Raw genomic sequence first — 22,274 nt, 5'->3', positions numbered from 1 at the left:
ATGGGTTCCTTTCCCCTCAATATCATGATTTGTTTGTTGTTCGTATGAGATGTAGTAGTTTTGTATTGTATGTTTGGTCATATGTATATTTTTTGCTAAGACCTAACGTTTGGTTAAGGAGAGGCTTTATCCCGTGTTAGTGAGCGGAGCAAACGATTTGAACCATTTGTTATGTAATTACAACCGTGCTTTTCCTGACGACTGCTGCCCTTGAATTGGTTCTGCTCGACGATATAGTGCCAAAAGAATTTTTAACTGTATAAGGTCATTGCCGTTTGTGATTTTTTGTATTGCGTTTATTTGCTCAGGGCGTAATTTGAATTCGGAATATAAGCGCTTAATTGATTGCTGTATAAATGCGATATCGTCTTGCATTAATTTTGATTCGGCTTCTTGAACTTTGATTTGGCCTAACCTTCTGCTGTGATAACTTTTTACTATTGTATCGTATGTTTTGTTGAGAGCTAAAGCTGATGCACATAGTGCGCTAACTAAAATACTTACATCTGAGGCGATGGCTATAGCACCACTAAGCTCAATAAATCCAGGTGAAGCATACTGAATTTTGTTTACTTGAAGACGGTACTCATCTGGAGTTAAGCCGTAGGAACCTTTGAAGAAATTAACAACACTGTAACCACCGCCCCATGGGTAGGTGGAGAAATTCAGCCCGACATACATTCCTTCATCTACACACTTGAGAACATAGAAAAAGCTGTATAGCTGAACGTACTGTTTGGTGAATACTGAAAGATCTTGTAGCTCCCAGCATTTATCCAGCTTTATTTCAATTTTCCCAATGTCCATGCGAAATTCTCAATAAGTGCATAACAAGATGCAGACAGCCTAAAATGGCAGAAAAACCACCATCTTTGGTGTGTAAAAATGCTGCCCCCTTGAAATGCTCTGCAGGGCGAAGCCTGAAGTATTTTATGCCGATATACTACGCCCGATGAGTAACTGGGGTCAGAGCAAGCTGAAATCCTGTTATGTTTCATACGCTCAGAGCTGAAGCAAGCATATTTAACTTTGCTCTGACCTCAGTTATTTCCAGTTATTCATGTTCGCTTTGTCTATATTATAGAAAATTATTTACCTCCGTAAAGGCGATATGCAATAACAAAGTCAAAATTCAATTTTTTAAATGCAGGATTATCTTCAAAGGAAAGTACAAAGGAAAGTAACGGGGTCAGGCCTTACATTTTACATGAGATAAAATTTACAGTGATTTACTAAGCTGATTAAATTGATTGCTTCATGTCATATGTAAGGCTTGACCCTATAGATGCTTACTATTTGTACGCAGCTCAATAAACTACATGCCGTAATATTTCGAGCTAAATGCAACCGTCAACGGAGCCCCATCATATAAACAAGATACGCTAACCTTTAATTTTTTACGATGATCATAATATGTATGACAATGAGTTTTTTTTCGTTCAAAATCCAACTCTTGAAGCCCGATACTAAATGCACCTAAAATAGACTCAGAGTCAAACTCTTCATTTTGATTGTGTGGAGCGGTTGCTTTGAGGTCTACTTCCACATAGCTAATAAAATTTCCTTCAGCCTCTAAAAACATCCTACATTCATCAGTTTCAATAATGATATTTCCTGCATCGTTTGCTTTTACGCTAAATGTTTCCTCTGCTTTTTGAATTGACATTCCCATATATTGAAATGGCCTATGAAAAGGCTTTGTCAGTAGAGGCAAACACTTAGCATTCGCTTTGTTAATTGCAGAACTAAGGTTATTAGAACTTCTTTCCGAGTTCATGACAGTTTTATTGTAAACAAAGCCCATACTGTTTATTAAATTCTTAAATGAATTTTCATAATCTATTTCAGATTGAAAGTCACCATAAACTTTTCCAACCAAAAAACCTGGGAGTTCGCACTCTTTTAAAAGAAGCGGCAATACCTTAATAGGTTTTCCTTGGATTTGAAGATTCATTGCTACATCAAGTTCATTTACTACCCAAGGTGCATTTACAGAGTTTGGCGATAAGATAACTGCAAAGTAATTCACCGTATCAATCCCCTCTCTTATTTTTTTAATGAGAGAATCTCCGATTTTCATTTCAGCCTCATCGAGCCAATACTTTAATCCATGCGCCTCTATATCTCTTGCGAGCTTTCTTACAAATTCTTTATCTTTTGAGTTATGACTCAAAAATACACTTGCAGCCATTAATTTATCCTCGGATGAGCGTGCATAACGTTAGAGTTAACCGAGAAATACTGGCATGCAAAGCATACGTATATTTGTCCGGTTGAACGAATGGTTAGGACGGTATTTGGGTGCTATTTAGCATGTGGTGGCGACCTTTTTGCTTGCAGATTTCTCCACTCATCTAAAAGATCGGTGCCGCCACTTGCTACGTGTAACAACATTTGAAGTGACAAGATTGCACCAGGAACGATTTCAGCTTCATCTATTTCTTGGTCGTCATAGTCTGGATTGGTGGCAAGTTCGACATTAACCACCCACCAAACCTCGATTTTCCGAAGCAACTCAACGAGAGCGGTGAACTGTTCCTGATGAGTTGACTCCGCTTGGCCTGTTACGACATCAAATAGCTTATGAGCAAGTAGGTTCCGAGTGCTCTTTAGTTGTTCGAATGTGGCTATGTCTGAATCGTTGATGGCTTCATTTTCGACGAGCCAACTTAAGGATGCGTACACTGCACTCTTGTTGCGTGAGAGAACATTGTTCGTGTAGTCAGGACAAACGGTATTGCTTTCGTCAGACAAGCCGATTAAATAGAAGTCGCGTAGGCGATCAACTATTGAGTTCTTAAGGATTTCGAAAACTGTTATGAACATAGCTGCCATGAACAGCGATGGCCGAACAACCTCTGGATCGAGGAAGTGTTCCCAATGTTCGTTGTGATTGGTCATGTGTGCCCTAACGTCTGGGAAAGCAATGGGGTCAGGTCTTACATTTTACATATGATAAATTTACAGTGGTTTGTAAAAAAGGTGAATTGATTGTTTTATGTCAAATGTAAGGCCTGACCCCATAGGTTTTTTCTATCATGACGAGTGTTTTCCCGAAAAATATCGTGGAAGCGCCCCCGTCTGGGCTCGAAACGAATTCACCATTTGGAATTACAAGAATTCCGTCCTGTGCGTCATAGCTGATATCCAAACCAATATTCTCTTTGAGACAATTAATTAAGTGATTTGCACCTTCCTGTTCATTCTCGAATCTGTTGAAACGCATAACTGTCATATCGCGTAGCTTCACTACTCCAGCGTCATCAAGAACGTTCTTGACAGGTATCCGAACACTTGCGGTAGTTTGTTTTCTAAGTTGATTTAGCCGTTGTTCCGATTGTTGTTCCATCCAATTTTGGATAATTCTCCAATAAACGATACCAGTATTAGCGTCAAATATCACAAGGACGATAGGTTCCCAGAAGCGATTCCAATGCTCAAGGTGTTTGGTAGTCACTGGATAGGAAATATGGGTTGCGTCGGTAGATAGGTAACGCTCCATCGAATTTGTTGCCTTTGATTGAACAAAGAAACCAAATGGAGTTGCAGTTCCTTGCTCGAAAATGCGGACAAAGAAATCTTCGCCGTAGTCCTCGGTAAGATCTTCGACTGTCCATCCCTCCTTAATAAACAATTTGGTGAGCTGAACTCTTGCCAAGTCTTCAAGTACATGCTCTCGTGTGCGATAAACTATTTTTGTTCCTTGCGATGCTTAATGTTTGGTTAAGGGGCGAGTCCCAGCGAACGATTTGAACCTATTGTCATGTTGCCTTTGCTAGGTACAGGGGTATCGCTATGGCAAGAAGGGCTATGAAAATAGTAAGCACATAGAATCGCCTATCAATGCTTTTCCACCATGGTTGATTTTTTTCATTGGTCCTTTCTAAGTACTCTCTGCCGGCTGTTGAGATTTTTGGTTCCAAGTAGCATTCGCCATCATCTGCGGAAGCGTTAATGGCGACCATTAGGCCGGATTTATACAGCTCTTTGAATGCTTCAATATCTATCTCGCAGTTTTTATCAATTGCTTTGGGTAAATTTCCAGAAGCTGCACGGTTTAGAATTTTTATGTGTGGTGTCATTGCTAATTCCTAGAAAAGTAATGGGGTCAGGTATTACATTTCACATCAGGTGAAATTTATAGTGGCTTGCAAAGCAGGTGAAATTTATTGCTTTATGTTAAATGAAGGCCTGACCCCATAGGTTCGATTAACCGTGGTCTGTGCTCGGTTTTTTAGCAAAACTGGTTAAATCTTCAGCGGTAATTGACGTTTCACCATTTTGTATAATTTTACGAATCTTAATTAGCATCTGCTTAGTCGTAATATTCCCTTCATGGGCAAGCAAGTTATTTAAAGCAAGGGTCTCTTCATCAGGTAGCCACAAAGAAGCTTCCCAAAGTAATTTGTTAAGTATTTTCCGGTCTTCCGGCTGACTAATCCACTCTGCTAATAACTCTGCCACTAGTGCCGCCTCTTCTCGCTTTTTAACACTAAAGTTCAGATCGACCTTTAATTGTTCTAGTTTTCGATCATACTCATTTTTTATTGAATACTGGATTCTTGATTTAAGCCAACAAGCTATTATGTATTGCAGAAAAGTAATAAGTAATGCAAACAATCCTAGATCGGACCAGCCCAACAACGTACCAATAGTATTAACACCGTTTTCCATTTAACTTCTCATTGTTTGATTGTAAAAAAAGCAATGGGGGCAGGTCTTACATTTTTCATGAGATAAAATTTGCAGTGATTTGCAAAGCTGATTAAATTGATTGCTTAATGTCAAATGTAAGACCTGACCCCATAAGTTTGTAAGTTTGGGCGTATTACCACTAGACAATAAATAAGTACGTCATAAAAACAGTAATTAAAGGGGCGAGGCCCCTTTAATTAAAAAATGGGCAATTAACCGTGGTCTGTCCCCGGTTTTTTTATGGCTTCGAATTGACCGACTTGTTATGCAAATTACGCTATGAAGCAACACTGGCTACAAACCTACTAATTTCTACTAGCTCTACAGCATTGGCTTCGATGCCTATTTCATTTAAGCTTCTAATATGCCTTTTTTTTTCCTTATCTCCATAATATGTAACAGTCCATTTAGCGCTTGCATCGACACAATCTAGTATTTTGATAAAGTAAGGCCTGTCAACCACTGACAAAGAATGTCCAAGTACTATGACGTTTTTTACCTTGCATAGACGTTTGAAAAAAATTTCGTTATTTTGGATAACCTTATCTGTTTTTTTGAAAGAAGCTTCGAAATACTCAACGAGTTTATCCTTCCCGCTAGAAAATGAGTAGTCATGCTTATTCGACATATACTCATACCAATTTTCTAGTTCATCTTCGGATGCATCTTTCGGCGGGGACTCTTCCTTTTCTTTAAAAATAATTGGGTTGAAGCCATGGCCAAGAATTATTTTTTCACTTAATTTGTTCGCTTTGTTGTGAATGTAAAGGATATTTTTATCTCGAATTTTGTAATATCGCTCTAAGCAATCTGTATAGTTGAAGTTGAGATAAATTGCTTCTTCACTCAATAGTAATCTCTTCCTTTCATCTAATTCTGGGTATTCAACGTGAAGGATAAATCTGTTGAATTCTTTGATAAGATCGACAGTCAGTTTTTCAACAAGCATTTCCATCTCGATTGCCAACGCATGCCAATCTCTATCTCTGAATTCATCTGATGAAGGATTGGCAATCAGATGTGAGTTATTATCCAAGACCTGTTCTACATCCAAATTTGCCAAAGATTGCTCGAATTCGGACCACAACGGATCAAGTTGAGAGTCTTCATCTTCCTCGTCTATGTCTGGCAATCCATAGTATTCGAGAAGATAATCGTAAATTTCAGATTTTCTACCTTTTAGGAAAACGCCAAAGTGTTGATACCTCGTTTTTAACCCGTGATGCAAGTCGAAACCATTACCTATTACATAAAGCGTATGCATGCTCAATCTCTATTGGTGTAGTGGCATTAACAATATGTAGACACCCTAAAACGGCAGAAAAACCGCCATCTACGGTGTATAAAAACGCTAAGCCCCGTGTAATGCCTTACTGGGCGCAGCCTGAAGTATTTTATGCCGATATACTACACCCGCTGGAGGGGTGATTCCCACCTTTGTCTTGCTTTTTAGTCAGGTTCACGATTGATTATTTAGAGCGCAACGTAAGGGGCGGCCTGAATTTGACATGAAAATAGATGTCTTAACTATTTTGTTTAATTATTTCTTCTGCGGGATTTTTGCGGGGGAGGGTGATTAGCTGTCGCGATTTGTGGTGATGCCCTTCAGTGGGACTTAGTTCTAAGTGTTTGATTGTATTGGATAGATTTAAGCCCCTCACGCATGGGGTGCAAGGATACATAAATACTCAGCTCATTAAGTAACTGGGGTTAGAGTAAACTTAAATCCTACTATGTTTTATACCTTCAGAGCCGAAGGAAGCAGGTTTAACTTTACTCTGACCCCTGTTATTACAAAAGAAGTTTTGATTTAATAAAAGCAGATATTGGAAAAAGCAGGGATATGCAGCGGCTTAATGATGCAATGCTTTTTTGCCTCTGCTTTTCTTGCTATTTAATTTTTATAAAAATATAGAGTGAAGTCTACTTATTTATTCGGCAGTTATCTATATAACCGGGTTCGTTTAAATGTAATCTATCTTCAAGGTATTTATCTTTGGATTTATAGTTCCATTCGTTTAAGTTTCTTGGTATTTCTAACTGTAAATAGTTTTCGCTTGAATCTTGAGTTTTTTTGTTCCATTTGTTAATTATACTGACGTTTTTGTTCAAATCATCATATACTGGCTGGGCACTGCTTTTTTTTAATTCTTCGAGTGTTTTTCCTTCAGGTAAAATTAATGGCTTCCATTCTTTATCCCGAAAATAATTTTCGAAATAACCATGAAAAACAGATAAATTTGCAGATTTAAGTTCGATGGGAATGTCTTTGTTTTGAAGCGGGTACCACTCACTATTATGCTCATCTAACTTCAGAAATATATAAGGCAAATCTGGGCAGCCGTAAAGTAGTGGGCGGTTAATAAGTAAATTTTGAAACCAAGAACTTATAACTAGATATGCAGATCCATGAACAAAGTCAAGCATGATGGGGTTGATGTTTGATTCTCCAGTCCATGTTATGGTCTTTTTTGTATAGGGATTAATTGCTTCGATATAGTGATGGTTGGGCGTTAGGCTAACTATATCATTCAGTGATGCATCTGAAAGTTTAAGTTTCATCTCTCTTTTTACGTTTATGGTGCGTCCATCGTGGAGCAATGCCTTATCTTTCCATTTGTCAGAGCAGCCAGATAATGAAAAAACCGTTATAGCTAATATGCTATATAGGGTGTTATTCATTTGTATCTTCCTTTGTATGTTTTATCTGATTATACCTCTTGCTCAGTACACCATGTGGAAATAGGTTTTTTTGCAGCCCAGCGTCCTGCATTGAGTTTTAATTTTTGCATTTCATTTTTATGCCTGATAATATTGTTTTAGCCGTTGTGACCATTCAAAATTAGTAGTCTAACCAGGTTGCTCCGAATTTATTTCTGTGTTTTGCTTGTAAATGTTTTTTCGATTGGCGTGGCCGCGGTATTACAAGTTGTTACAGCACATTTTTCCGGTAGGGCTGGAGATTGGGCTTCCCTTATTAAAAAATACATTATCTCTTTTTGCATGTAGAAAAAATTGAATCCTGATAACGATCACTTTGTCACCAAAAAAGAAATTGCCAAACTTCGCCATTTTTTTACACTTCGGTTTGCTTATCTTCAAGTGGCAATGGAGAGTGATATGGGGGCTTTGCCAGAATATTGGAGGCAGTACGGTCCTGATTGCGTTGTGATGCCCATGTCAGAAGATGCTGAAGCGCAGAAGCTTATGACACAGCATAAGGATGCAATTCTTGCATTTCCCTATGAGGTGACTACATCAGGGCTTGCAGCAGTGCATGCTTTTTTTGATACGGTGCTGAATCATATTGATAAAACACTTGCAGATGCAATCAGAAATGATGAGCACTTTAGTGTGATATCTGATGTGATTGATGAGCACGAGAGCTTGGTCAGTTATTTTGCTTATGCCACGTTAGTCTTTGAGACAATACCAGCCGGTTTTTATAGCCGCAGTGAGAGTGAAAGTATGCCTTATTGGATGCAGGAAGCCATTCTCTTGATTTTTCTGGCCCCGCTTAGCACCAGTAATGTGGTGTACCTGCGCATGCGTGCTTTGGAAGAGAGACTTACAAGCGATGCGCTGGGTCCCTTGTTGGCGAGAGCAGAGTCAGATCCTTTGCGGCTTGCTTTAGAAACATTTATTCGTGGGCTGACAGATTTCTCTCGTGCAGCTGATGAGCTGCATCAATTGGTGGTAAAACTGGTTCTTGCTCGTAAGCAGGGGCCTGAATTTATTTATCTTGGCCGAAAATGGTGTGCTTGGGTACGGGGTTTGATTTCTTCATAAATGGCTGCATCAATCAGTCTTTTTTGATGTATTCTTTTTTTTCATTTACAGTATTTTGTTTTCTCATATCTGCATATTTTTTGAGCAAACCATTGTAGTGTGTGCTAAATGTAATAATTGAGCCAATTTTTACACCATAAAGTGAATCTGCGTTTAGGAAAATTCCCTGTGCTTTCATATCAAAATCTGCAATGTTTGCAATAGGTTTTTTGCTACTCGCCGGTTTTATATTTTTGTTACTCATCCTGAGCAGCAAGATTCTGCCGCCAGGCCTACCCAGAGTTATTTATATTGTATTTGTGCTGTCTGCTTTGGCAATTTATCCATTTGCATATAAGCTAACCCCTGCTTATGCCAAATTTATTGAGCTGTGTAATAAAACGGATCGCTATCAGGTGCTTAAAACAAGGCCTGTTTCGTATATTTATATCGAAGCAGGCTATTCATCGGATTGCACTCAAGGCCCGGCGTTTATTGCAAAGCATGGATATGCTGGATTTGATTGTTCGCTGAGAGGCAAAGATGAAACAGCGCTCTACAGATACACAAAAAAGGCAAATTGGCACAGAGATTGCGGGCTTGAGTGTTTCGATGCAGCTCGTCTGAAATTGCCTGAAACGAATTATCGAAGTGAACATAGGTACGGATTTATTGACGGAGATCGGTCGATTCTTACTTATGGTTACGGCGTAGTTGAGAGTAGCGTGTTACGTGATGAGGATAAACTCGATTTTACTGACCGGCTCTTTGTGGAAGACGGAGTGATGGCATTTGGTCGAGATTACATATTTTGGCCTTATGGTAATGGGTGGGCCAAGATCCTTGGCATGGCAAGTGGAGATGCTCCCTCTCAAAAGTGTGAGCAACAATTTGTGTCCATGGATTTAAGGGGTGTGTACCCACCTCTTTCTAAGAATTAAACAGGCAACTATGGGCACGTTGTACGATTTATTTTATGAGAAATGTAAGATCTGACTCTATTTTACCCACAGTAATTCACCAAACTGACCATTGAAAAGGTCTTGAATGCCGAATGGATGAGCATCTTGGTCATGGTAAAAACTAAGCAGTTAATAATACTGCAGGCAACACGTGCAATGGCCTCAGCCGTAAACAATGAACGAACGCGATTCACATAAAAAGCAGCATACCTTCGAGAATTGCACTTTAAAGTTGAATCTGCCATCTGAATCTGTCTCATTACTTTCTAGCTTGCACTATCGCTTTTCATATTCTAGATTGAGTACAATTTATTTTAATTTGAAAGAAAATTTAAATTAATCAATGAGAATAAGATAATTATCCCGCATGCTTATATTTACCATGCAGATTTTTTGTAATTAATTTAAAGGGAGTAAAGCAATGACTCTGCTTTGTAAATTAAAAAATATTATTGAATTAATTGTATTTATATGTGCTATTTTATTAATGCCAACGCATATAGCATATGCGAATGAGGAGTTCAAAGGCCTCACTATCTATACTGAAAATGATCCACCCTATGTCGTTGTTGATGCTAAAGGTAGAATTGGGGGGCTAGCCACAAAAAAACTCAATTACTTTCTTAAGGCAATCAAATTAACAGAAGAAAATATTGAGGTCAAACCTTGGGTTCGCTCTTATATCGACGCATTAACAAAACCCAATGTGATGATATATCCCATTGCAAAAACGCCAGAAAGGTTAGAAAAGCTTGAGTATATTTATAAACTATATGATGCAACTGTCTTTTTCTACCGACTCTCAGCCCGCAGGGATATTGTCATCACCAGTATTAATGAAGCAAAAAAATACTCGGTTTGTGCTGTACGTGCTGATTATCGCGCGGAGTATTTAAAGCGTAGCGGATTTCCATATATAGATGAGTCGAGTGATTCAACGATGAACATCAAGAAATTCATGGCAGGCCGTTGTGATGTCGCTATCCTGACGGAAATTGGCCTTAATGCAAAGATGGAGCAATTAAACTTAGATGCCTCTCTTGTAACCATCGCTTATCCTTTAAGTGAAATTGACAGCAATCTTTACATTGCCATAAACAAAGGAACAGATCAAAAAGTGATCGAAGCTTTAAAAAATGCGGCGAAAAAATTAGAGTAGTTAGAATCATAACTATTTCATAATAATTTCTATGATGGTGGTAATTAAATAGCGTATATGAATGAAGCTATAAATTCGGTATATTTAACTTCTAAGTGCAATTATCATTAAATCATGAGTTTGTTTTACACTGGTAGTCGCTCTAATATTTGAATGGGTGAAGCATATTCGAATCGTTTTTTTGCACATGGTTCGGTCTGTGCAATGCATGGTGTACGTCAGCTTTCGACTCAGCATTCAAATGCATTCCTTTCGGAACGTATTGTCTTAACTATTCATTATCACTTCTATTTTCAGCCGAGTTTCTGCAATTCTCCTCCAAACTGCCTTTCTGCCTGTTCGTGCCGAAGAATTGGTTTATGTGGCTAAAACACCTTCAATATTCTGAATATCGAGGTGCTTGCAGCCATTAAAAAATGCAAACTGCTTTAGCTTTTGCATCAATGCTTCTGCAAAGAGGGCGGGCTTATTGATTGGGGATTCCAAGTGTATGCTGATGACTTGCAGCCTTTGCTCCTGCCGATGTGCTTTACAGTCGATGCGGCCCACAAAGCGATCACCAAAGAGGATGGGCAGGCAGAAGTAGCCATATTTGCGTTTGGCAGCGGGCACATAGCATTCAAGCTTATAGTCGTAGCCAAACAGCTGATTCAGGCGTTTGCGATGGATGATGGCGTTATCAAATGGCGATAGCAGGTGCACGTAGGGAGCTGCTGACAAGGCTTGCGTGAGTGCACTCGTTTCGGCGTAAGCTTTGGGCAGGACAGCGCTGCTGATTTCCTCGATTTGATGGCTGGCGATTTGGGCCTCCAGCAGCTCGCGCATTGTTTTTTTTAGGGCTGGGTTGGTGTGCAGATGGGTGAGTTGCTCGAATGTCACCACGCTATGCGCGCGTAAATAGCTTTGCAGCAGGTAGCCCGCATAATCGGCAAGATCAGGCTGGCGTATATCCAGATTGGCAGGCAGCATGCGCTCCGGCAGCTCGTAGACTTTTTCCATGCCGATGCGCTGGCTGATCATCAGATCGCCCTGCAGGAACAGCTTTTCTATCGCCCGTTTACCCGGCCCCCAGTCCCACCAGCTGCCGCTTTTTCCTTTGTTGTTTTCCAGATTACGCACCCGCAATGGCCCTTCATCCCGCACCCTTAGCAAGATTTCATTCATCAGCTTGGCGGGGATATCGTGGTAATTGGCCCATGTGCTGTCTCTGACCGCGGCCATGCGATGCTGCGCAAAACGATAATCACGCATGGGTAAGTAGGATGCGGCATGAAACCAATATTCAAAAATCTGGCGGTTTTCGAGCAGCTGATTCAAAAAACCGGGCTGATAATCGGGTACGCGCGACCAAAGAACATGGTGATGGGCACGTTCAATCATTGAAATCGTGTCTATTTGCACGTAGCCAAGATGCTCAATTGCAGCAAGCGTCGCTGCGAGGCCACTGCCGAAAATGGCTTCGGATTGTAAGCCTTGCCGTGTTAATGCGTGCCGCCGTAATTGAATAACAAGGGATGAATCCATAGCCTCTCAATATGATTAGAACGAACGTTCTGTTTATCATACTGTGAATCAAAGATCAGGCAAAGCATTCGCTTATTTGCATAAAAATTATGTGCAGCGGGGAGGGCTGGGTTTGATATGAAACAGGGGCTGGCGTCGCTTGTGGATTTTTGGCAGAGCGATGCTGCGCACAATACTCATATCTAAGCGCCACCCGCCAGGCCACTTCCTTTTACCTTGACCCAATCTAATTCAAATTTCGCCAGATATTTTCTTAAGCGGTCTGCATCATTGCTTTTGGCTTTTTCTTGGCGCGATATATTAAATAGTTTTCTGCCTGCATCAGATAGCGAATCAGATGTTTTGCAGATCTGGATGACTTTTTCCAGCTGCAGGCGGTCGAATAAATCGAGTTCGCTGGCTTTGTTCCCCATTAATTCGTCTAATTCATTGGGGGTATTGTTGTGCCAAGCTTGTTGCAGGCGGGTGATTTCTTCGTTTACGTTTTCCTGGGTAATGCGTCCGTTTTCTGCCAGCGTGGCCATGCGGGTGACGGAAGCGGATAGCTCGCGAAAATTACCAGACCATTTGGCCTCGGGCTTGCTGGAAAATTTTAAGTAGCTGTGTCTTGCTTCAGCATTAAAGCGCACTTGTTCGCCTTGTTCTTTGGCATAGCGCAGTAGTTCAAATTCCAGATTAGGCTCTAGGTCTTCGCTGCGATCGGCAAGGCCGGGCAATTCGTAGAGCCATAAATTGATTCTGGCGTATAAGTCTTCCCGAAAGCGCCCTGTGGCCACCCATTGTTTCAGATCACGCACGGTGCCTGCGATCAGCTGAAAATCGCTGCTGACTTCTTTATCGCTGCCAAAGGGAAAGAAGCGTTTTTCTTCGATGGCTTTCAGCAGCATGGCTTGCTCATCCAGCCCCAGCTCGCCAATTTCATCTAAAAAAAGTAAGCCGCCATCGGCGCTGCGCAGCAGGCCTGCTCTCTCGGTTTGTGCGCCGGTAAATGCGCCTTTTACATGGCCAAACAGGGTAGACATGGCGCTGTCGCCGCGCAGTGTGGCGCAGTTTATTTCTACAAAACGCCCGCTAATCTGGTGTCTGGAGGTTTTCATTTCATAAATACGGCGGGCTAAAAATGATTTGCCTGCGCCCGTGGGGCCGCTCAGTAAAATGGGCGCTTTGGATCGAATCGCTACTCTTTCGATTTGCTCGATCATGCGGTTAAAGCGCGGATTGCGCGTGGCGATGCCTGATTTCAAAAAAGAAACGCTTTCGTCTTTAAGCTGGGCAAAGCGGCTGGCAATTTTGTTATAGCGGGATAAATCAAGATCAATCAGGGTGTAGCGGCCAGCCGGGCCTTGTTCTTTACGATCAGGCGAGGTTTGGATCAGTTTGGCGGGTAAATAGCGCGATTCAGCCAGCAAAAACCAGCAAATTTGCGCCACATGCGTGCCGGTGGTGATATGGATCAGATAGTCTTCGGTCTCGGTATTAAAGCGGTAGCCGTGGGCAAAATCATGCAGCGCGGCGTAAACCTCTTCAAAATCCCAAGGATTGCTTAAGTTGATTTCAATGCCGACCACTTCTGTTTCGGGGGAAACCTGCTGGATATCTTGCTTTAGCCTTTCAAACAGGCCACGGCTGCGCAGATCGTGTAGCAGCTCTATCCGGTGGATAAGCAGCTCTTCCTGCTGGCACAGGCCAATGGTAGGACGCCATTTTTCCCAGCGCTGGCTGCCACGGCCTACATAATCTAGCACGGTGCCTACAAAGCCAAACACCACGGTCTTTTGCATCTGTCTTATCCAAAAATATAAATCACTAGATTAATTTATCATGTTTTATCTGATTTCGGCGAAGTATGGTGTGGGTGGTTTTCGTTTGAATATTTTTATTTCGCATGTAAATCAATGACTTGTTGATTAATTTATGCGTTCTTTTTATGGGCGGCACAGCGTTTGCTATGTATTGTAGTGCTGGCAATGCTGAAAATTAAGCGGGTTTCACCCGTACTGAAGATCATGGCAAGGCCAACTTTACTTAAATCGCTGTGTTCATACACAACGCAGCCAACAAATGAGAATAAAAAAATGAGCAATTACAGCCAGATTAATGTGGAAAACGCTTCGCCAATCAAGCTCTGGACTAAGGGCGTGCCGCTGGAAGATGAGGCGCGCGAGCAGCTGATTAACACTGCCAGAATGCCGTTTATTTTTGAGCATCTGGCCGTGATGCCCGATGTGCATCTGGGTAAGGGATCGACCATCGGTAGCGTGATTCCTACCCGTGGGGCGATTATTCCTGCTGCGGTGGGGGTGGATATTGGTTGCGGAATGATGGCCGCCAGAACCACGCTGATGGCGGGGGATTTGCCCGATAATCTGGCCGGGTTGCGTAGCGCCATTGAGGCTGCTGTGCCGCATGGCCGTACTTCAACAAGAAGCGGCCGGGATAAAGGATCCTGGGATACGCCTCCTTCCACCGTGGATGCCATGTGGGGAGAGCTGGCCGATGGGTTTAAGCAAATTACCGATAAATATCCCCGCTTAATTAAAACCAATAATCGTAAGCATTTGGGAACACTGGGTACAGGAAACCACTTTATTGAGGTATGCCTTGATGAGGAAAACCGCGTGTGGTTTATGTTGCACTCCGGATCCCGTGGGGTAGGAAATGCGATTGGGACTCACTTTATCGAGCTGGCTCAGGCCGATATGCGCCAGCATATTGCCAACTTGCCGCACCGCGATCTGGCTTATTTTGAGGAAGGCAGCCAGCACTTTGATGATTATGTGGAAGCTGTGGGTTGGGCGCAGGATTTTGCCCGCCGTAACCGTGCGGTGATGATGCAAAACGTGATTGCGGCTGCGCGAAAAGAGATCAGCAAGCCCTTTCTGGCCGATGTAGAGGCGGTAAATTGCCACCATAACTATGTGCAAAAAGAAACGCATTTTGGTGCAGAGGTGCTGGTGACGCGTAAAGGGGCGGTTTCGGCGCAAAAAGGCCAGTTGGGGATTATTCCGGGATCGATGGGGGCCAAAAGCTTTATTGTTCGCGGCCTGGGAAATGAAGAGGCTTTTTGTTCCTGCAGCCACGGCGCCGGGCGAATTATGAGCAGAACCAAGGCCAAGAAGCTGTTTACGGTGGAAGACCAAATCAATGCCACTGCACATGTGGAATGCCGTAAAGATGCAGAGGTGATTGACGAGATTCCTATGGCTTACAAAGATATCGACGCGGTGATGGCCGCGCAGTCTGATCTGGTAGAAATTGTGCATACCCTGCGCCAGGTGGTTTGTGTGAAGGGATAACTGGAAAGCAAAATGAAAATACTAAGCGCCCACCCGATAGAAGCCAGTGTTCGAGAGCGCATCATGGATGAATTGAGTGCTATCGAAGCAAGGCATGATGTAAAGATATTATTTGCTTGCGAATCGGGCAGCCGTGGCTGGGGATTTGCCTCGCCTGATAGCGATTACGATGTGCGGTTTATTTATGTGCATTCATTAGATTGGTATCTCAATATTGAAAAACAGCGCGATGTGATTGAAGTACCCATCAGCGATGAGCTGGATATCTGTGGATGGGAGCTGCGCAAAGCGCTGGGTTTACTGGGTAAATCGAATCCCACTTTATTTGAATGGCTGGATTCGCCGGTGATTTATCGGCAGGAAGGTTGGCTTTGCGATGAATTACAGGCTTTAAAGGCCGAGTATTTCTCAGCAAAAAAAGCACGTTGGCATTATCTGTCGATGGCAAAAAAAAATTTCAGGGGCTATTTGCAAGGAGATACGGTCAGAATGAAAAAGTATCTCTATATATTGCGCCCCTTGTTGGCCATGTTGTGGATAGATAGCCGAGCCAATATGCCACCCATGCGGTTTGCTGATCTGGCCGAAGCCATGCTTGCAGACCAGTCAGCACTGGCCGATGAAGTAAACCAGCTGCTGGCGATAAAAATGAGTGCAGGCGAGGCTGAATACGGCGCTCGTTTCCTGCGTATCCACGCTTTTATTGAGCAATTGCTGGCGCAGGAAGTGGCAGAAACAAACTCCCCAAGGCCGCTTGCTCAGCTGACAAGCCTGGATCGCTTGCTTTATAAATCGGTGCTTGCTGAAGCTGCTTAAAACAATAAGGAAAATTAGTGATTGAGTTGGATGGGGCCGTTGGGGAAGGGGGCGGGCAGATTCTGCGGAGTGCGCTTACGCTTTCCATGATGACTGGCCAGAGCTTTAAGATAAAAAACATTCGCGCCGGTCGGCAAAAGCCGGGCCTGTTGCGCCAGCATTTAACGGCGGTAGAGGCGGCGGTGGCCATTTGTGGCGCACAGGTTGAAGGCGCGGCGGTGGGCTCGCAAAGCCTGCGCTTTATTCCCGGCCCGGTGCAAGGCGGGGATTATCGTTTTGCCATCGGCACGGCGGGCAGCTGTACTTTGGTATTGCAAACCATCTTGCCAGCGCTTTGGTTTGCAAAGCAGGGCAGCACGGTTTCGGTAAGCGGTGGCACGCATAATAAGGCGGCCCCGCCTGCCGATTTTCTGATCCGCGTTTGGCAGCCCTTGCTGGCAAAAATGGGCGTGCAGCAGGATATTGCCTTAAAACGCTATGGCTTTTACCCCGCAGGCGGCGGAGAAATCACGGCCACTGTAAAACCTGTTTCTGCGCTGACAGCACTGCACTTAAGCAGCAGAGGCGCTTTGCAGCAGATTAAGGCCGAGGCAATCGTGGCGGGCGTGCCTGGTAAAGTGGCCCAGCGGGAACTTGATCAGATCAGCCAACGGATTGAAGGTGTGGCTGGCGATATTCGTGTACTCAGCAACGATCAAGGCCCCGGTAATGCGGTTTTGATTGAAGTGGTGCATGAGCATCTTTCCGAGATTTTTACAGGCTTTGGCGAGAAGGGTACAAGTGCGGAAGCGGTGGGCAATCAGGCCGCCAGCCTGGCAAAAATCTATTTAGAAAGCCAGGGCGCAGTGGGGGAATACCTTGCTGATCAATTACTGCTGAGCATGGCGCTTGCAGGGGCAGGCAGCTTCACCTGCACCAAAGCATCCTCCCATTTGCTGACCAATATCGGAGTAATTGAGCGTTTTTTACCGGTAAAAATAATGCACGAGCAAGGCGAGCGGACTGTTTGCGTAAGTGTCTTGCCAATTTGATGATGCGTTTGTTGGGCAGGTACGCCCCGCCGTTTTTGCAGTATTGCATGCCAAAGTCTGGCGGGTTTCACCAGCTCTCAGAAGAACATTTCGCTTAAGTTAATTGCTTTGGATTTTAGCCATCCAAATACCCACCTGCTTTTTTCTCTAATAAGCTAATTAATTCTGCCTGCATATATTGGTAATCGTCCGGGATATTCAGGCAGATGATTTTTTTATTTTTAATCGCGGCGGCGAAGCGCTGGTTTAAGCGCCGCTGGTGGATTTTTTCCATTACAAAAATATGCGTGGCCCAGTCGATTTGCTCTGATGAAAGCGGCACATCGGCATCTGATGCAAGGCCTGCAGAATCTGTTTCAATCCCTTGCCATGTGGAAAATATTTGCTCTGCAGTAGGGCTGCGCAGGCGGTTTCGGCTGCAAATAAACAGTGCCCGAATCATGATTTTCTCCGCTGTGTGGCCCTCCGTGGCGGAGGGCCATTGATTAAGCGATTACCGGCTCAAATTGCTCGTCTTTAAAAATGCGTTTGGGCCTGCCGCGCTCAATCTGGTAATGCATTAAACGCCGCTCGCTGCGCTGGCTGGCACTGGCTTCTTCGGCAAGGCTGGCCAGCCTGTGGGCGATCAGCATTTCTGCCAGGCGCTTATTGGCGTGCTGGCTGCGCTCAGTTTGCACCTTTACGCTGATGCCTGTGGCCAGATGGGTTGCCCGCACTGCGGATTCGGTTTTGTTTACATGCTGGCCGCCGGGGCCGGAGGAGCGCGTGGTTTCAAAACGAATCTCCCCTGGTAAATCGCGCTGGGTTTCTGTGCAGCGCCAAACGCCAATAAACCAGTTTTTGCGTAATTGGCGCGGGCGGTAGGGGCTGGGGCAGATCCATTGCACTGTGCCTTCCCATTGGCGGGCAAGCTCTTCAGCGCCTGCACCATCCAGACTGAATAAAACAGAGCGATAAACCCCGGTTTTATCGCCTGCTTCCTGCTCTAAAATATCCAGCTTGAGTTGCTGTTGTCTGGCTTCAAACATGAGACGGTGTAAGGCTTTGCTAACGGCCAGTTGGCATTCCAGCGGGCCTTGGGCGGCGGAGAGTTGTAATAAAATCATTCGCAGCACTCCCCACGGGTTTTGTAGGTGAGCACTGGCCTCAGCCTTGCAATCACCTTAATCAGCCCTGCGCCTTCTAGAGTAGAAATAATGTTTTCGGCGGGTTTATAGGCTTCGGGGGCTTCTTCATAAATTAGTTGCCGGTCGGCACAAATTACATGGCTGCCTAGCTTGGTGCGGCTAAGCTGGGCCACGGTATAGCGCGGGCTTAAGCGGCCTTTGCATTCGCTGCGCATCCATTTACGGCCCGCACCATGCGCAAGGGAGTTCAAGCTTAGATCGCTGGCCAGTGGTAAAACCAGATAGCTAAAATCGCCGCGTGAGCCTGGAATCACGACTGGGCCGACATCGGCCGGCGTTGCGCCCTTGCGGTGTACCCAGCCTTGCAGGCCGTGCATTTGCGCGGGCAGGACCAGATTATGGTTGATATCCAGCAGTGCCTGGCCATTTGCGTTTAGCCGCGACAATATCTGCTGGGCAATCAGCCTGCGGTTTAGCGTGGCAAATTGCACGGCTTGCTGATGCGCTAGCAGATAAGCCGCGCAATCTGCCGTATCGACAGCTAATCCTCGGTGGCCATGCTGATCGATATGCTGGCGCAATATAAACTGCCCCAGGCCGCGCGAGCCACTATGCACCAGAAGCTGAAGCTGCTGCTTATTGATTGCCAGCGCATCCAGTGCGGCGGCGTCGTAAACCTCATCAATTGATTGCAACTCTGCAAAATGATTGCCTCCGCCAATGGTGCCCAGTGCCTGTTGAAAGCCGGTTTGGCTTGCGATTGAGTTGGCAATTTCATCTTGCCATTCCTCGTCCAAAGGGCCATCAAGATTGCCGAGTTTTTTTTCCAGTTTGCTGATATTGGTTTTTTGCACTGCAATATCGGTTTGCCACAAGGCCAAGCCGCAGCCAATATCGCCGCCAATTAAAGCCGGATAAATACAATCGGTAGAGAAAAAAGCCGCGCCCACCGGATAGCCCCGGCCGGGATGCAAATCAGGCATACCGGAAACGTATTGCATGCCGGGAAGTTTTGCAGTGTTTTGTAATTGCTGGATCGCATCGCCTTCGATCCATGTATCTGCAGACGCGATTAAATTAACGCGCTCAGACAAATTTTGAACGTAATTGCCCATGATAAATCCATATCAGATTTAAAAAATGATGTGGCAGGCCGAAGCCTAGGGCAATGGGACTTACAGGAGGAAAGTCTCGATCAAACTAGGCGCGGACTGCGGAGAATGTAGTGGTGTTTTGCATAATGTGTTCTCCTTTAAACAGTGCGGTGGATAAAACGAATGGCCCGCATCTTACACTGGGTTTGATGCTCTGCACAAATTGTGTGGGGCGGGTGTGGCGGAAAACGCATTGGCAAGGTTAACCTGACAACAAGAAAGACGATTGGCAGATCTTGCCCAGTTCAGCCTGTGCGACCATCGAAAATTCAGTGGCAGCATATTCGATTTGGCCATTTTTGCGGGAGGAGTATTACCTTTGCAGCTGCTGATTTCGTGTTATTCAGTTGCTATGCAATTGGGTACTCAGCTATAACTTATTTTATTCACAGTAGGGTCATTGTTCTGCCGTTTGGTGGTGCTTAATTTCTTACATAGCAGTGGTCAAAGCAATTGGACGCCGTTGTTCATAATCGAACCGCAATCCACACTTCTCATTCGATCGCTTTTAAGCAAGGTAGATAGCGCAAGATGGTAGGAGCTATTTACCTTACTTAAAAAGAGCCAAATCAACTCATGGTGAACTTAGCCTGAGGTAGAAACCGGAGTGAAACCAGCTTGTTTTGCTTTGAAAATACGGATGATAGGTATCAGAGGGAGGCATAGTGGGCAGTTGGACACGAACACCGTGTTCACTGTGGCGCGCAGCACTCAGCGATAGCTTGGTGCGATTAATTCAGGGGTAATTAGACGGCGCATCCCTCTTGCTATCTTCCAATACCGGAATCGACATGGCTCAAAGCGGCCCCACCGGCAAGGTGAAATATTGGTATGCCCTGCTGTGCAAGCATGCGGCGCTTGGGCTGGCGTTTGGGCTGGTCGTCGCGACGGCGGCCACTTTCTGGTATTTGAGCCAATTGCAGCAACAAATGGTGGCCGATCTGGCTGAACAGGGCGCGCGCCTTCAGTCCGAATCGTTAGAGGAGTTGCGCAGCCTGTACACGGCCGAGGTGATCGATAAGGTGCGCGGTCTAGACGTCGAGGTCACTCACGAATTTAGTGGCAAGGCGCACGCGATTCCGCTGCCAGCCTCGCTGGCGATCGAATTGGGTCGGCGCATCGGCGCGCGCGGATCTGGCATGCAGGTGCGCCTGTTTAGCGCCTACCCTTTTCCTTGGCGCCAAGACGGCGGCCCGCAAGACCAGTTTGCACGCGATGCACTGGCAGCGTTGACACGGGACCCGGCCACACCGTTTGTTCGCTTCGAGCAATTGCAAGGAAAACCGGCAGTGCGCTATGCGGTGGCCGACCGCATGCGTGCCAGCTGCATCAGTTGCCATAACACACACCCGGCCAGCCCCAAAAAGGACTGGGAATTGGGGGATGTACGCGGTGTTTTGGAGGTGAGCCGCCCGATCTCGACGATTGCCGCATCGACAGGGCAAAGCCTACGTAGCACCTTCGCCTTGTTTAGCGTAGTAGCAAGCATCTGCGCTGCGGGCGTGCTCGTGATTATGCGCAAGCAGCGGCGCATCGAGCTTGGGCTGTCGCACGAGATCGCCGCGAAGACCAAGGCGGAAGCGGCGCTGGCCGCTAGCAATAAGCAACTGCTGTTCTATCAGGCAGACCTAGAGTCGAATGTGCGCGCTAGGACAGCAGAATTGACCGAGGCCAATGCGAGCTTGATCAAGCTTAACGAACAGCTCGCCTTGGCCCATGTGCAAATGGTTCAGTCTGAAAAGCTGGCATCGATCGGGCAACTGGCGGCCGGTGTTGCCCACGAGATTAATAATCCGCTCGCCTATATATTTTCCAATTTTGGCACGCTGGAAAACTACCTGTCGCAGTTGTTCGATATGTTGGCAGTGTGCGAGGCATCGGAGCAGGTGATGAAGTCGATGATCCTCAGTGCACAAACCAGATCGAAGCATGAACACCTTGATCTGGCTTTCCTGAAAGACGACGTTCCGATCCTGATGCGGGAAACGAAGGAAGGCTTGATACGAGTGCGTGAAATTGTGCAAAACCTCAAAGATTTTTCCCGTGTCGATGCGCAACTGGCGTGGGAGTTTACCGACATTCATCTTGGTCTCGATTCAACTCTGAAAATCATCGGTAACGAACTCAAATATGCGGCTGACGTTGTCAAGCATTACGGTGAACTGCCTAAGGTTGAATGCATCGCCTCGCAATTGAATCAGGTGTTTCTCAATTTTCTCGTTAACGCGGCGCAATCGATGTCCGAGCGGCGCGGAGAAATATCCCTGCGCACCAGCGTACAAGGCGCCACCGTGTGCATCGAAATTGCCGACAACGGTTGCGGCATTGCGCCGGAAAATCAAGGGCGCATTTTCGAACCATTCTTTACCACCAAGGCGATTGGTAAGGGAACCGGACTGGGGCTGTCGATCGCCTACGGGATCGTGCGTGTGCATCATGGAAAAATCGAGCTGGAATCGACTCTGGGACACGGCACCTTATTCCGAATTATCTTGCCAATTCGACAGCACGGCGCCGACATCCCACCCGCAGTAGTGTGAAAAGTAACTGGGGTTAGAGCAAGCTTAAACCCTGCTATGTTTCATTCCCTTAGAGCCGAAGCAAGTAGGTTTAGGTTTACTCTGACCGCTGTTATTCATTCTTCAAATAATAAAAAGCCTCGCTTCCATGCGAGGCTTTTTTGTTGAACTGGGTATTTTCTGTAAGAAATGTTGCTATTGTTGGGCCTAAATGGGCCTTTTT

The 22,274-nt window shown here is 45.0% G+C and carries 21 protein-coding genes; 7 read left to right on the top strand and 14 right to left on the bottom strand.

Annotated elements, in window-relative coordinates; genetic code table 11:
* Positions 1-177: 177 nt before the first annotated feature.
* The 8 genes from VN23_RS12450 to VN23_RS12415 form a co-directional block, all read right to left on the bottom strand.
* Positions 178-807 (bottom strand): hypothetical protein, encoded by a 630-nt coding sequence (locus tag VN23_RS12450; RefSeq protein WP_046352086.1) that lies wholly within the window; start codon positions 805-807, stop codon positions 178-180.
* Between the two features lie 508 nt (positions 808-1,315).
* Complete coding sequence (locus VN23_RS12445) at positions 1,316-2,191, bottom strand: toll/interleukin-1 receptor domain-containing protein (protein ID WP_046352085.1); 876 nt, start codon at positions 2,189-2,191, stop codon at positions 1,316-1,318.
* 113 nt (positions 2,192-2,304) lie between these two features.
* A complete protein-coding gene (locus VN23_RS12440) occupies positions 2,305-2,901 on the bottom strand; it encodes a hypothetical protein (RefSeq protein ID WP_052746601.1) in 597 nt (198 codons plus the stop codon).
* Positions 2,902-3,001: 100 nt separating this feature from the next.
* Positions 3,002-3,658, bottom strand: a complete 657-nt coding sequence (locus VN23_RS12435) for a DUF4365 domain-containing protein (RefSeq protein WP_197432912.1) — start codon at positions 3,656-3,658, stop codon at positions 3,002-3,004.
* A gap of 103 nt (positions 3,659-3,761) precedes the next feature.
* Positions 3,762-4,082 (bottom strand): hypothetical protein, encoded by a 321-nt coding sequence (locus VN23_RS12430; RefSeq protein WP_046352083.1) that lies wholly within the window; start codon positions 4,080-4,082, stop codon positions 3,762-3,764.
* Positions 4,083-4,209: 127 nt separating this feature from the next.
* A complete protein-coding gene (locus VN23_RS12425) occupies positions 4,210-4,674 on the bottom strand; it encodes a hypothetical protein (RefSeq protein ID WP_046352082.1) in 465 nt (154 codons plus the stop codon).
* Between the two features lie 298 nt (positions 4,675-4,972).
* Complete coding sequence (locus VN23_RS12420) at positions 4,973-5,959, bottom strand: bacteriophage abortive infection AbiH family protein (RefSeq protein ID WP_046352081.1); 987 nt, start codon at positions 5,957-5,959, stop codon at positions 4,973-4,975.
* 659 nt (positions 5,960-6,618) lie between these two features.
* Positions 6,619-7,377, bottom strand: a complete 759-nt coding sequence (locus VN23_RS12415; RefSeq protein WP_046352080.1) for a hypothetical protein — start codon at positions 7,375-7,377, stop codon at positions 6,619-6,621.
* A gap of 333 nt (positions 7,378-7,710) precedes the next feature.
* On the opposite strand from VN23_RS12415, the gene VN23_RS12410 reads away from it, so the two are divergent.
* Entirely contained in the window at positions 7,711-8,484 is a 774-nt protein-coding gene (locus VN23_RS12410; RefSeq protein ID WP_046352079.1) for a hypothetical protein, read from the top strand.
* A gap of 13 nt (positions 8,485-8,497) precedes the next feature.
* On the opposite strand, the gene VN23_RS21830 is transcribed toward VN23_RS12410, so the two are convergent.
* On the bottom strand, positions 8,498-8,728 hold the full coding sequence (locus tag VN23_RS21830) for a hypothetical protein (protein ID WP_156455197.1): 231 nt from the start codon (positions 8,726-8,728) through the stop codon (positions 8,498-8,500).
* Here VN23_RS21830 and VN23_RS12405 point away from each other — a divergent pair.
* Together VN23_RS12405 and VN23_RS12400 are read left to right on the top strand one after the other, a co-directional pair.
* On the top strand, positions 8,718-9,404 hold the full coding sequence (locus tag VN23_RS12405) for a hypothetical protein (RefSeq protein ID WP_156455196.1): 687 nt from the start codon (positions 8,718-8,720) through the stop codon (positions 9,402-9,404). The genes VN23_RS21830 and VN23_RS12405 overlap by 11 nt on opposite strands.
* 442 nt (positions 9,405-9,846) lie before the next feature.
* On the top strand, positions 9,847-10,584 hold the full coding sequence (locus tag VN23_RS12400) for a substrate-binding periplasmic protein (RefSeq protein WP_046352077.1): 738 nt from the start codon (positions 9,847-9,849) through the stop codon (positions 10,582-10,584).
* Positions 10,585-10,941: 357 nt separating this feature from the next.
* Here VN23_RS12400 and VN23_RS12395 read toward each other — a convergent pair whose 3' ends face one another.
* Both VN23_RS12395 and rtcR read right to left on the bottom strand, forming a co-directional pair.
* Entirely contained in the window at positions 10,942-12,108 is a 1,167-nt protein-coding gene (locus VN23_RS12395) for a winged helix-turn-helix domain-containing protein (protein WP_046352076.1), read from the bottom strand.
* 182 nt (positions 12,109-12,290) lie between these two features.
* A complete protein-coding gene (rtcR, locus tag VN23_RS12390; protein ID WP_046352075.1) occupies positions 12,291-13,889 on the bottom strand; it encodes an RNA repair transcriptional activator RtcR in 1,599 nt (532 codons plus the stop codon).
* A gap of 294 nt (positions 13,890-14,183) precedes the next feature.
* Between rtcR and VN23_RS12385 the strand changes: the two genes are divergently transcribed.
* Genes VN23_RS12385 through rtcA form a run of 3 tightly spaced genes read left to right on the top strand, consistent with a single transcriptional unit; the run spans position 14,184 to position 17,251 of the window.
* Positions 14,184-15,404, top strand: a complete 1,221-nt coding sequence (locus VN23_RS12385; protein WP_046352074.1) for an RtcB family protein — start codon at positions 14,184-14,186, stop codon at positions 15,402-15,404.
* Between the two features lie 12 nt (positions 15,405-15,416).
* Positions 15,417-16,220 (top strand): nucleotidyltransferase domain-containing protein, encoded by an 804-nt coding sequence (locus tag VN23_RS12380; protein WP_046352073.1) that lies wholly within the window; start codon positions 15,417-15,419, stop codon positions 16,218-16,220.
* 17 nt (positions 16,221-16,237) lie between these two features.
* On the top strand, positions 16,238-17,251 hold the full coding sequence (gene rtcA, locus VN23_RS12375) for an RNA 3'-terminal phosphate cyclase (RefSeq protein ID WP_046352072.1): 1,014 nt from the start codon (positions 16,238-16,240) through the stop codon (positions 17,249-17,251).
* Between the two features lie 115 nt (positions 17,252-17,366).
* Here rtcA and VN23_RS12370 read toward each other — a convergent pair whose 3' ends face one another.
* The 3 genes from VN23_RS12370 to VN23_RS12360 are packed head-to-tail and all read right to left on the bottom strand — an operon-like array spanning position 17,367 to position 19,493.
* A complete protein-coding gene (locus VN23_RS12370) occupies positions 17,367-17,693 on the bottom strand; it encodes a low molecular weight protein tyrosine phosphatase family protein (protein ID WP_046352071.1) in 327 nt (108 codons plus the stop codon).
* 43 nt (positions 17,694-17,736) lie between these two features.
* Positions 17,737-18,357, bottom strand: coding sequence for a peptide chain release factor H (gene prfH, locus VN23_RS12365; RefSeq protein ID WP_046352070.1), 621 nt, complete (start codon positions 18,355-18,357; stop codon positions 17,737-17,739).
* The gene (locus VN23_RS12360; protein WP_046352069.1) at positions 18,354-19,493 is read right to left on the bottom strand and encodes an RNA ligase RtcB family protein; all 1,140 of its coding nucleotides are present in this window, start codon (positions 19,491-19,493) and stop codon (positions 18,354-18,356) included. Before VN23_RS12360 ends, prfH begins: the two co-directional genes overlap by 4 nt.
* 830 nt (positions 19,494-20,323) lie before the next feature.
* Here VN23_RS12360 and VN23_RS21535 point away from each other — a divergent pair.
* Positions 20,324-22,072 carry an ATP-binding protein gene (locus VN23_RS21535; protein ID WP_082752770.1) on the top strand — a complete coding sequence of 583 codons (1,749 nt, stop codon included), beginning with the start codon at positions 20,324-20,326 and terminating at the stop codon, positions 22,070-22,072.
* Positions 22,073-22,274 lie beyond the last annotated feature (202 nt).

The sequence above is a fragment of the Janthinobacterium sp. B9-8 genome (assembly GCF_000969645.2).
Lineage (GTDB): Bacteria > Pseudomonadota > Gammaproteobacteria > Burkholderiales > Chitinibacteraceae > Iodobacter.
This window is presented reverse-complemented; position numbering and strand designations above follow the sequence as displayed.